Source organism: Stenotrophomonas sp. NPDC077659, assembly GCF_050268705.1.
In the GTDB taxonomy this organism is placed as follows: domain Bacteria; phylum Pseudomonadota; class Gammaproteobacteria; order Xanthomonadales; family Xanthomonadaceae; genus Stenotrophomonas.
Genome location: NZ_JBNNHG010000001.1, coordinates 87,088 through 98,669, shown reverse-complemented (window position 1 = coordinate 98,669; position 11,582 = coordinate 87,088). Strand labels below are relative to the sequence as shown.

The window sequence follows — 11,582 nt, the reverse complement described above, 5'->3', positions numbered from 1 at the left end:
CACCGGATTGATGGTGCGCGGTGCACCGCCGAAGGCATCGGTAAGGGCATCGGCCATGATCCGGTACTTGCCCTCGTTGACCGAGGAGATGGCATACATGACCACGAAGAAGGCAAGCAGCAACGTCATCAGGTCGGCATAGGGGATGGCCCATGCCTCGTGGTTGGCGTGCTCTTCGTGGTGCTTGCGGCGGGCCATGTCAGTGCAGGAAACCGGTGAGGTTGGTTTCGATGTTGCGCGGGTTCTCGCCCTGGGCAATCGAGATCAGGCCTTCGATGACCATTTCGCGGTCGCGGGTGGTGTGAGCGATCACGCCCTTGAGCTTGGCGGCGATGGGCAGGAACAGCAGGTTGGCCGAGGCGATGCCGTAGATGGTGGCGGTGAACGCGGCGGCGATGCCGTGGCCCAGCTTGCTGGGGTCGGCCAGGTTCTTCATCACCGCGATCAGGCCGAGCACGGCGCCGATGATGCCCAGCGTGGGTGCATAGATGCCCATGGCCTCGAAGACCTTGGCACCGGCCTGGTCCTGGTGTTCCTGGCTGCCCAGTTCGATTTCCAGCATGTGCCGGATCGATTCAGGCTCCACGCCATCGACCAGCAGTTGCAGGCCCTTGCGCAGGAACGGGTCCTGCTGCGCTTCCACCTGCGATTCCAGGCCCAGCAGGCCCTGGCGGCGGGCAATGTTGCTCCACTCCACAATCTGCTTGATCAGTTCGTGACGGTCGCTGTGCGGCGGGCGCACGACCCAGCGCACGATCCTGAAGGCGTGCTTGAACACCGCCGGTGCGGTGTGCAGCAGGATGGCCGCCACGGTGCCGACGATCACGATCACGAAGGCCGCCGGCGACCACAGCGAGGCCAGGCCGGCGCCCTTCAGGATGCTGCCGCCGACCAGTGAGGCCAGGGCCAGAAAGAGTCCAATGAGGCTGAGTCTATCCATGGGTCCGGTATCGGCGTGTGTGAATGGGACTTGAGACACCGGGTGATCGCGTACAGACGGTAGTCACAGTTTTCGGGTCGCCGGGCCATGCCCGGCGGGGGTTCAGCGCAGGCCGTCCACGTCCAGGATCAGCGCCATTCGACCATCGCCGATCAGCGTGGCACCGGCATAACCGCGCAGGCCGCGCAGAGCCTTGGGCAGTGGCTTGATGACCACTTCCTCGCGGCCACGCACCTGGTCCACGACCAGGCCGAAGCGGGCTTCACCGGCCTGCAGGACGACAATGGTCATCAGGGTGGAGGCGGCCGGCGTCACATCCAGCCACTGGCGCAGATCGACCAGCGGCAGGGTATGCGAGCGCCGGTCCAGCACTGCACGGCCATCGAACCAGCCCAGCGAGGTGCGCGGCGCGTGCAGGACCTCCATCACGCGGGCCAGCGGCAGGGCATAGACATCCTCGCCGGCCTGCACCAGCAGCGTTGGCAGGATGGCCAGGGTGAGCGGTACGCGGATCAGGAAACGGCTGCCCCGGCCCAGTTCGGACTGGATCTGGATCTGCCCGCTCAGTTCGCGGATGCGCGACTGCACCACGTCCATGCCGACGCCACGGCCGGAAATGTCGGTGACCTGCTGCTTGGTGGAGAATCCGGGCAGGAACACCAGGTGCAGGCACTCCTCGCTGCTCAGGCGGGCGGCGGCTTCCGGGTCGATCAGGCCCTTCTCGCGCGCCTTGGCGCGCAGCTTTTCCGGATCGATGCCGGCACCGTCGTCCTGCACTTCGATGCTGACGTAGTCGCCTTCCTGCTGTGCGGACAGGCGCACATGGCCCATCCGCGGCTTGCCCTGCGCTTCGCGCAGGTCGGGCATTTCCACGCCGTGGTCGATGGCGTTGCGCACCAGGTGCACCAGCGGATCGGCCAGCGCCTCGACCAGGTTGCGGTCCAGCTCGGTCTCCGCACCGATCAGCTCCAGGTCTACTTCCTTCTGCAGCGAACGGGCGACGTCGCGGGCGACCTTGGGGAAGCGCGAGAACACCTTGCCGACCGGCTGCATGCGGGTACGCATCACCGCCGACTGCAGGCGTGCGGTGGCGATGTCCAGCGTGGACACGGCGCGGTCCAGCTCCTCATCGCGCAGCCGGGTGCGCAGGGTCTTGAGCCGGTTGCGTGAGAGCACCAGTTCGCCGATCAGGTTGACGATGGCATCCAGGCGCTTGGTGTCCACGCGCACGGTGTGTTCGGCCTCGGCCACCGGCTTGTTCGCGGCCGGCTTGGGCGCGGCGCGCGGGGTCGGCGCGGGCGGGGCGGTCGCCGGCACCACGGCCACCGGCTTCGAGCCCGGGGCCGCGCCGCCATGCAGCTGGTCGAGCAGGGCTTCGAACTCGTCTTCGCTGATCAGGCCATCGTCGGCCTTCTTCGGCGCAGCGACGGCGGTCGGCGCGTTGCCGCCGTGCAGCTGGTCGAGAAGGGCTTCGAATTCGTCGTCGGTGATCAGGTCGCTGCCCGTGGCGGCAGGCGCTGCGGCGGCGCTCGGTGCGGGCGCGGCCCCGCCGTGCACCTCGAACTGGGCAATCAGGTCCGGCGGCGCATAGCCCGGCTCAGTGCCGGACGACACCGCATCGAGCATCGACTGCAGGTAATCCAGCGATTGCTGGGCAGCATCGAAATGACCGGACTGCAGCACGGCCTGGCCGGCACGGGCCGCGCCCAGCGCTTCTTCGGCGGCGTGGCACAGCTCGACCATGGCGGTGATGCCGAGGAAACCCGCGCCGCCCTTCAGCGTGTGGTAACCACGGAAGACCGCGTTGAGCTGGTCATTGTCCTGCGGTGCCTGTTCCAGCGACACCAGCTGTTCGCCCAGGCGATCCAGGATTTCCTGGGCCTCGATGATGAAATCGGCAGTGATGTCGTCGGCAACAGCGCTCATGCTTACAGCCCCAGATCCGACAGGAGGTCGTCGGCGTCGTTCTGCGAGACCGCGTGGCGGTCCAGCCCCTTCAGTGCCGGCCCGGCCAGTTCCGGGTCGGTGCGATGCTGTTCCGGCGGCAGCCCAAGTGCGCCGAAGCCTTCGTGCACGCGGCGGACGATGCCGACCACGCGACGGATGATCTGGCCCGTCAGGTCCTGATAGCTCTGGGTCAGCGCGATCTCGGTCAGGTTGTGGCGGATGCGCTCCAGCTGCACGTCCTGGCCCGGCCGCAGGCCATCGGCGCGCAGCTGTTCGGTCAGGGCCCGGCATTCCTCGGCCAGGTCCAGGGTACGGTGGGTGGCCTGTTCGGTCATTGCCACCACGTGGTCCAGGCGCGCGCAGGCATCGTCCAGCTCGCCGGCCTCGTCGGGCACGGTGGGCAGCTCGCCGAGCGCCTGGCCCAGCTCGCGCGCCAGCCGCGAAAGGCCGCTCATCATCGGCTGGGTGCGCGCGGCCACCAGGCTGTCGATGCGCTGGCGCCAGGCGGTCTCGTCGCCTGACTCCAGGGCATCCAGGGCTTCCTGCAGGCGCAGGGCGAGGGCGCTTCTGTCGGCCGGGGTATCCATCAGGCGCTGGCCGCCAGGCGTTCGAAGATCTTGCCCAGCTTTTCTTCCAGGGTCTGGGCGGTGAACGGCTTGATGATGTAGCCGTTGACGCCGCTCTGGGCCGCTTCGATGATCTGCTCGCGCTTGGCTTCGGCGGTCACCATCAGCACCGGCAGGGTCTTCAGCTTGGCATCGGAACGGATGGCCTTGAGCAGCTCGATGCCGGTCATCACTGGCATGTTCCAGTCAGTGACGACGAAATCGAACGGCTGGCTCTGCAGCATCGACAGCGCGGCATGCCCGTCCTCGGCTTCGGCGGTATTGGTGAAGCCCAGATCGCCCAGCAGGTTCTTGACGATGCGACGCATGGTCGAGAAGTCGTCAACGATCAGGATGCGCATGTTCTTGTTCAAAGCAGAGTTCCTTTGGTGTTCATTCCGAGGGGCCGGGGGCAGCCGACTCGTTCATGTCATTCTTCAAGGCCCGCGTCGGCGGCCTCGAAGGTTTTCAGGCGGCCGCGCAGGCGCAGCACGGCCTGGCCGTGGATCTGGCAGACCCGCGATTCGCTCACGCCGAGCACCGCGCCGATCTCCTTCAGGTTCAGCTCCTGCTCGTAATAGAGCGAAAGCACCAGCTGTTCGCGCTCGGGCAGCAGGCCGATGGCCTTGCCCAGCTCGCGGCCGAATTCGCCACGTTCCAGCACCTGCTGCGGGGTTGGGCCACCCTGGGCCACGGTGTCCAGCTCGCCCTGGTCCTCGATGCGTGATTCCAGGCTCAGCACCTGCCCGCGCGAGGCGTCCTCCATCAGGCGCAGGTATTCGGGCAGGGGCATGTCCATGGCCGCAGCCACTTCGGTGGCGCTGGCGGCCCGTCCGCTGCTCTGCTCCAGGCGACGGATGGTGGCCGCAGCATCGCGGGCCCGGCGGTGCACCGAGCGCGGTACCCAGTCGCCACGCCGGATCTCATCGATCATCGAGCCACGGATGCGGATCGAAGCGTAGGTCTCGAACGAGGCCCCCTGGTCGGCGTCGTAGCTGCGCGAGGCTTCGATCAGGCCCATCATGCCGGCCTGGATCAGGTCGTCCACCTCCACGCTGGCCGGCAGGCGCGCGGCCAGGTGGTGGGCGATGCGCCGCACCAGGTCCGAGTGCTGGGTGATGACGTCGGTCGCGGTCGAGCGCTGGACTTCCTTGTACTGGGCTGCGCCTTTCATGCGGTCACCCCACGCTGCTTGAGGATGCGTTCGAGGAAGAATTCGACGCCGCCGCGCGGTTCGGTGGGCGCCTGCCAGCGGGCGGTGCGGCGGGCGATCTCGGTGATCGCCAGCGCGGCCGGGCTGGACGGGTAGGCTTTGACCACCGGCTGCTGGCGCTGCACCGACAGGCGCAGCCAGTCGTCCTGCGGCACGCAGCCGAGGTAGTTCAGCGAGACATCGGCGAGGAATTTCTCGCAGACCCGGCTCAGCTTTTCATACAGTACGCGGCCCTCGTTGGGGTCGCGCACCATGTTGGCCACCACCTGGATGCGGTCCACGCCGCGTTCGCGCGACAGTACCTTGATCAGCGCATAGGCGTCGGTGATCGAGGCCGGTTCATCGCAGACCACCACCACCGTGTCCTGTGCGGCTTGGCAGAAGGTCAGCACGCCATCGGTGATGCCGGCAGCGGTATCCACCACCATGATGTCCAGCTCGCGTTCCAGTTCGGAGAACACGTTGACCAGGCCGACATGCTCGGCCGGGGCCAGTTCGGCCATGTGCCGGCGGCCGGAGGCGGCCGGGACCACCAGCACGCCGTTGGGGCCCTCGATGATCACGTCTTCCAGGCTGCAGCGGCCGGCCACCAGGTCGGCCAGGGTGAAGGTGGGGTTCAGGCCGAGGATGACGTCGATGTTGGCCAGGCCCAGGTCGGCGTCCAGCAGCAGGCGATCAGCATTCCCAACATCCAGAAAACCGTTGCCGACTATTACGGGCTGCAGATCAAGGATCTGCTGTCCAAGCGCCGGACCCGCTCGCTGGCCCGCCCACGCCAGGTCGCCATGGCCCTGACCAAGGAACTGACCGAGCACAGCCTGCCTGAGATCGGCGATGCCTTTGCCGGTCGCGATCACACCACGGTGCTGCATGCCTGCCGCCAGATCCGCACCCTGATGGAGACCGACGGCAAGCTCCGCGAGGACTGGGACAAGCTGATCCGGAAGCTGAGCGAATGATGCACGGACGCTGATGAGGCGTCATCGCACAAAACGGTGCAGAATCCGGTAGCAAGCGCGGGATGAGTTGTGGATAAAATTGGCGTCGGCAAACGCGTCGAATTTATCCACAGCTTTCCCCACCCCCTGACGGACAGTAATGCAGAGGGTTTCGAGGCTGAAAACTCTTTACATTACAAATACTTAGCATTGTTTTCCAGCGATTCTGTCTCTACCAGCACCACCAAGCTTTTGATTTATTCCACATTTTTTAAAGCATAGGGGCACGGAACCACATGCGTTTCACACTGCAGCGCGAAGCCTTTCTCAAGCCGTTGGCACAGGTCGTCAACGTGGTCGAACGCCGCCAGACCCTTCCGGTTCTGGCCAATTTCCTGGTCCAGGTGCAGAACGGCCAGCTGTCGCTGACCGGTACCGACCTGGAAGTGGAGATGGTGTCGCGGATCGCGGTTGAAGACGCCCAGGACGGCGAAACCACCATTCCCGCCCGCAAGCTGTTCGAGATCATCCGCGCCCTGCCCGACGGCAGCCGGATTACCGTCTCGCAGACCGGTGACAAGATCACCGTGCAGGCAGGTCGCAGCCGCTTCACCCTTGCAACGCTGCCGTCCAACGACTTCCCGTCGGTGGACGAAGTGGAGGCCACCGAGCGCGTAGCCATCGGCGAAGCGACCTTGAAGGAGCTGATCGAACGCACCGCTTTCGCGATGGCCCAGCAGGACGTGCGCTACTACCTCAACGGTCTGCTGTTCGATCTGCGCGGTGATGCCCTGCGTACCGTCGCCACCGACGGCCACCGCCTGGCCCTTTGTGAAACCGACCTGGCCAAGCCCAGCGGTTCCAAGCGCCAGATCATCGTGCCGCGCAAGGGCGTGACCGAACTGCAGCGCCTGCTGGAAAGCGGCGATCGCGAGATCGAGCTGGAAGTCGGCCGCAGCCACGTCCGCGTCAAGCGCGACGATGTCACCTTCACCTCGAAGCTGATCGACGGCCGTTTCCCGGACTACGAGGCGGTGATCCCGATTGGCGCCGACCGCGAAGTGAAGGTTGATCGCGAAGCACTGCGTGCCTCGCTGCAGCGCGCCGCGATCCTGTCCAACGAGAAGTACCGCGGTATCCGCGTGGAAGTCTCTCCGGGCAACCTGAAGATCAGCGCGCACAACCCGGAGCAGGAAGAAGCCCAGGAAGAGATCGAAGCCGACACCACGGTCAGCGATCTCGCCATCGGCTTCAACGTGAACTACCTGCTGGATGCCCTCTCCGCCCTGCGCGACGAGGAAGTGATCATCCAGCTGCGCGACTCCAACTCCTCGGCGCTGGTGCGTGAGTCCAGCAGCGAGAAGTCGCGCCACGTGGTCATGCCGCTGCGTCTCTGACGTTTGCGCTGTTCCACGTGAAACACGAAGACGCCCGGCTTATCCGGGCGTTTTTTTTTGTTCCACGTGGAGCATTGATGCGGGTGATGCTATTTCTGTGGGAATGTTCCAGGTTGTCCGGTCGGTCGGGGGGGGAAGCGTCGTCTGCTCCAGCCCGGTGGGTGGCTTCGCCGATTCGCCAATCCTCTCATCAACGGGACCTGGGTCCTGCTGACGCTGCTATCCACAGCCCTGATTTCTGGTATATGCGCCCCGCCCTAGCTTTTAAATCTGGGTATAAATCAAAAGCTTGGTGGTGATGGTAGGGCCAGAATTCGTGGAAAACATGGTTATCTTATTGATTTAAATACGGTTTATAGGCATGAAACCCCCTGTATAGAGGCCCTTGGGGCTGGGGGGGAAGCTGTGGATAATTTTCCGGGCTGCTGAAAGGGCGTTTTTTATCCACAGATTGCCCCTCCCTTGTGCATAAGTCATACAGACCCGCTGTGGATAGCGTGGAACGAGCGACATGAATTCCTTCAAATCTGTGGAACGCTCCGCTGCCCGGCCTGGCAGATTTCAAGGAAACCGCAGCGGAGGGAAACTGATGGGAGTCAGCGGCGTGGCGGGCGCGGTCGGCAGTGCCGCGGATTCGTTGAATTCTGCGGGCGAGGGCCCTGCTGAGGTACGCAGAATTGAACGAATTCATGCGCCCCAGGACTGACTGCCGGGGTGACAAGATGGCTGCACTTTCCATGCGGAACTGCCTGTCAATGGATCGTCCTACCGCACTGGCCGGCACAACGGCGCCACCGGCGGTGGTCTTGACCGATGCAGTAAGCTGATGGATTCCCTGCCTTGCTACCGCCCTGCGCGGATGGTCCCCTGCGTCCCATGCTGATCCGCCGCCTTGCCTTGAACCAACTGCGCCGCTTCAGTGCCGTGGAACTGTCGCCCCAGCCGGGATTGAACCTGCTGACCGGTGACAATGGCGCAGGCAAGACCAGCGTGCTCGAGGCGCTGCACCTGATGGCCTATGGCCGTAGTTTCCGTGGTCGGGTGCGCGATGGCCTGGTCCGCCAGGGCCAGGAAGCGTTGGAAATCTTTGTGGAATGGGAGGAACAGCGCGCCGATCATCCTCCGCATCGTCGCAAGGCGGGCCTTCGCCATAGCGGGCAGGACTGGAAGGGTCGTCTGGATGGCGAAGACGTTGCCCAGCTTGGCAATCTCTGTGCGGCGTTGGCGGTGGTGACATTTGAACCGGGCAGCCATGCCCTCGTCAGCGGTGGGGGCGAGCCGCGCCGTCGTTTCCTCGATTGGGGCCTGTTCCACGTGGAACCAGACTTTTTTTCTCTGTGGCGCCGGTATTCCCGAGCCCTCAAGCAACGCAATGCGCTGTTGAAACAGGGAGGGACCTCGCGGATGCTGGATACCTGGGACCACGAGCTGGCCGAGGCCGGCGAGCCGCTGACCAGCCGCCGGCAGCACTACCTTGAACGGCTGCAGGAACGGGCCATCGCCCTGGCAGCGGACCTGGCACCGCAGCTGGGTATCCAGGGCCTGGATCTCAGCCCCGGGTGGCGGCGACACGAACTTCCGCTCGCTGATGCCCTGCTGCTGGCCCGCGAACGCGACCGCCAGGCTGGCTACACCTCGGTAGGCCCGCACCGGGCCGATTGGAGTGTGGTTTTCCACAGCATCCCCGGCCGGGATGCCCTTTCCCGAGGCCAGGCCAAGCTGACCGCCCTCGCCTGCCTGCTGGCGCAGGCCGAGGACTACGCTGAACAGCGCGGTCAGTGGCCGGTCATCGCGCTGGACGACCTGGCATCGGAACTGGACCGCACTCATCAGGCCCGAGTTCTGGAGCGGCTCCTGGCCGGTCCGGCGCAGATCTTCGTTACGGCGACTGAAACCCCGGCGGCGTTGGTGGACCTCACCGACATCGCCCGGTTCCACGTGGAACATGCACAGATCATGGCTGTGCCATAGTGGCTACATCAGGGCCAGCAAGGCCCGGCTGGTATAATTCAGGTTGCACCCCTTCTTACCCGGCGCATCGCCTCGTGCGGTGACCGATCTGCGGAGCCTACGGCAAGCGCAATGACCGACGAACAGAACACCCCGGCAAACAACGGCAACTACGACGCCAACAGCATCACCGCCCTGGAAGGGCTCGAGGCTGTCCGCAAGCGTCCCGGCATGTACATCGGCGACGTCCATGACGGCACCGGTCTGCACCACATGGTGTTCGAGGTCGTCGACAACTCCATCGACGAAGCCCTCGCCGGCCATGCCGACCACGTCGCGGTGACGATTCATGCTGACGGTTCGGTATCGGTGTCCGACAACGGGCGCGGTATTCCGACCGGCAAGCATGAGCAGATGAGCGCCAAGCTGGGCCGCGAAGTGTCGGCAGCCGAAGTCGTGATGACCGTGCTGCACGCAGGCGGCAAGTTCGACGACAACAGCTACAAGGTGTCCGGCGGCCTGCACGGCGTGGGCGTCAGTGTGGTCAACGCGCTGTCGCAGAAGCTGCTGGTGGACGTTTTCCAGAACGGCTCCCACTACCAGCAGGAATTCAGCAACGGCGCTGCCGTGACCCCACTGGCCAAGCTGGAAGACACCACCAAGCGCGGCACCACGGTGCGCTTCTGGCCGTCGACCGTGGCCTTCCACGACAACGTGGAATTCCACTACGACATTCTGGCCCGTCGCCTGCGCGAACTGTCGTTCCTCAATTCCGGCGTCAAGATCGTGCTGGCCGATGAGCGCGGCGAAGGCCGTCGCGACGATTTCCACTACGAAGGCGGCATCCGCAGTTTCGTGGAGCATCTGGCCCAGCTGAAGACCCCGCTGCACCCGAACGTCATCTCGGTCACCGGCGAACACAACAACATCGTGGTGGACGTGGCGCTGCAGTGGACCGACTCCTACCAGGAGACGATGTACTGCTTCACCAACAACATTCCGCAGAAGGACGGCGGTACCCACCTTGCAGGTTTCCGCGGTGCGCTGACCCGCGTGCTCAACAACTACATCGAGCAGAACGGCATCGCCAAGCAGGCCAAGATCAACCTGACCGGCGATGACATGCGCGAAGGCATGATTGCGGTGCTGTCGGTGAAGGTGCCGGACCCGAGCTTCTCCAGCCAGACCAAGGAAAAGCTGGTCAGTTCCGATGTGCGGCCGGCGGTGGAAAACGCCTTCGGTGCGCGCCTGGAAGAGTTCCTGCAGGAAAACCCCAACGAAGCCAAAGCCATCGCCGGAAAGATTGTCGATGCGGCGCGTGCACGTGAAGCGGCGCGCAAGGCTCGCGACCTGACCCGCCGCAAGGGCGCGCTGGACATCGCCGGCCTGCCGGGCAAGCTGGCCGACTGCCAGGAAAAGGATCCGGCACTGTCAGAACTGTTCATCGTCGAGGGTGACTCGGCAGGCGGTTCGGCCAAGCAGGGCCGCAACCGCAAGAACCAGGCGGTGCTGCCGCTGCGCGGCAAGATACTCAACGTGGAACGTGCGCGCTTCGACCGCATGCTGTCTTCGGACCAGGTCGGTACGCTGATCACCGCACTGGGTACCGGTATCGGTCGTGACGAGTACAACCCGGACAAGCTGCGTTACCACAAGATCATCATCATGACCGACGCCGACGTCGACGGCGCCCATATCCGCACTCTTCTGCTGACGTTCTTCTACCGCCAGATGCCGGAGCTGATCGAGCGCGGTTATGTCTATATCGGCCTGCCGCCGCTGTACAAGATCAAGCAGGGCAAGCAGGAGCTGTATCTGAAGGACGACCCGGCGCTGGACAGCTATCTGGCCAGCAATGCGGTGGAAAACGCCGTGCTGGTGCCGGCCGCCGGCGAACCCGGTATCGAAGGGGTCGCTCTGGAAAAGCTGCTGCTGACCTTCGCTGGCGCGCGCGATGCGATCGAACGCAATGCGCACCGCTACGACCGCAAGCTGCTTGAAGCGCTGGTCGACTTCGTACCGATGGACCTGGCCCACCTGCGCAATGCCGGTGAAGGCCAGGGCCTGGACGCGCTGGCCAAGCGTCTCAACCAAGGCAGCCTCGGCAGTGCACGTTTCAGCCTGGAACTGCAGGAGCCCAATGACGAGCGTCCGGCCGCCGTGCTGGTGACCCGTCGCCACATGGGCGAGGAACACGTGCAGGTGCTGCCGCTGGCGGCCTTCGAAGGCGGCGAACTGCGCGCCATCCACCAGGCGGCCAGCCTGCTGCACGGCCTGGTGCGCGAAGGCGCCACCATTGGCCGCGGCGCGAAGTCGGTGGAAGTGGACAGCTTCGCCAAGGCGCAGAACTGGCTGCTGGAAGAAGCAAAACGCGGCCGCCAGATCCAGCGCTTCAAGGGCCTGGGCGAAATGAACCCGGAGCAGCTGTGGGATACCACGGTCAATCCCGATACCCGGCGCCTGCTGCAGGTGCGCATCGAGGACGCGGTGGCCGCTGACCAGATTTTCAGCACCCTGATGGGCGATGTCGTTGAACCGCGCCGTGACTTCATCGAAGACAACGCGCTGAAGGTCGCCAATCTGGATATCTGA

General features: G+C 64.7%; 9 protein-coding genes and 2 pseudogenes. 4 read left to right on the top strand and 7 right to left on the bottom strand.

Annotation, left to right across the window (positions count from 1 at the left end; translation table 11 throughout):
• The 7 genes and pseudogenes from ACQKDV_RS00400 to ACQKDV_RS00370 all read right to left on the bottom strand — a co-directional run.
• The coding region (locus tag ACQKDV_RS00400; protein ID WP_427781824.1) for a flagellar motor protein MotB at positions 1 to 198 on the bottom strand (198 nt) is incomplete at its 3' end.
• Position 199: 1 nt separating this feature from the next.
• Positions 200 to 940, bottom strand: coding sequence for a flagellar motor protein (locus ACQKDV_RS00395; RefSeq protein WP_427781823.1), 741 nt, complete (start codon positions 938 to 940; stop codon positions 200 to 202).
• A gap of 102 nt (positions 941 to 1,042) precedes the next feature.
• Entirely contained in the window at positions 1,043 to 2,866 is a 1,824-nt protein-coding gene (locus ACQKDV_RS00390) for a chemotaxis protein CheA (RefSeq protein ID WP_427781822.1), read from the bottom strand.
• A 2-nt stretch (positions 2,867 to 2,868) separates the two neighbouring features.
• A complete protein-coding gene (locus tag ACQKDV_RS00385; RefSeq protein ID WP_427781821.1) occupies positions 2,869 to 3,474 on the bottom strand; it encodes a protein phosphatase CheZ in 606 nt (201 codons plus the stop codon).
• The gene (gene cheY, locus ACQKDV_RS00380; RefSeq protein ID WP_324807031.1) at positions 3,474 to 3,866 is read right to left on the bottom strand and encodes a chemotaxis response regulator CheY; all 393 of its coding nucleotides are present in this window, start codon (positions 3,864 to 3,866) and stop codon (positions 3,474 to 3,476) included. Before cheY ends, ACQKDV_RS00385 begins: the two co-directional genes overlap by 1 nt.
• 56 nt (positions 3,867 to 3,922) lie before the next feature.
• Positions 3,923 to 4,666 carry an RNA polymerase sigma factor FliA gene (locus tag ACQKDV_RS00375; protein ID WP_427781820.1) on the bottom strand — a complete coding sequence of 248 codons (744 nt, stop codon included), beginning with the start codon at positions 4,664 to 4,666 and terminating at the stop codon, positions 3,923 to 3,925.
• Positions 4,663 to 5,376: pseudogene (locus ACQKDV_RS00370) on the bottom strand (MinD/ParA family ATP-binding protein); the annotation flags it as partial. The gene ACQKDV_RS00375 and the pseudogene ACQKDV_RS00370, both read right to left, overlap by 4 nt.
• On the opposite strand from ACQKDV_RS00370, the pseudogene ACQKDV_RS00365 reads away from it, so the two are divergent.
• The 4 genes and pseudogenes from ACQKDV_RS00365 to gyrB form a co-directional block, all read left to right on the top strand.
• Positions 5,368 to 5,664 (top strand): annotated as a pseudogene (locus ACQKDV_RS00365) (helix-turn-helix domain-containing protein); the annotation flags it as partial. The pseudogenes ACQKDV_RS00370 and ACQKDV_RS00365 sit on opposite strands and share 9 nt — an antisense overlap.
• A 275-nt stretch (positions 5,665 to 5,939) precedes the next feature.
• Positions 5,940 to 7,040, top strand: coding sequence for a DNA polymerase III subunit beta (gene dnaN, locus ACQKDV_RS00360; RefSeq protein ID WP_005411731.1), 1,101 nt, complete (start codon positions 5,940 to 5,942; stop codon positions 7,038 to 7,040).
• Between the two features lie 876 nt (positions 7,041 to 7,916).
• The gene (gene recF / locus ACQKDV_RS00355) at positions 7,917 to 9,011 is read left to right on the top strand and encodes a DNA replication/repair protein RecF (RefSeq protein WP_427781819.1); all 1,095 of its coding nucleotides are present in this window, start codon (positions 7,917 to 7,919) and stop codon (positions 9,009 to 9,011) included.
• A 111-nt stretch (positions 9,012 to 9,122) separates the two neighbouring features.
• On the top strand, positions 9,123 to 11,582 hold the full coding sequence (gyrB, locus tag ACQKDV_RS00350; RefSeq protein WP_427781818.1) for a DNA topoisomerase (ATP-hydrolyzing) subunit B: 2,460 nt from the start codon (positions 9,123 to 9,125) through the stop codon (positions 11,580 to 11,582).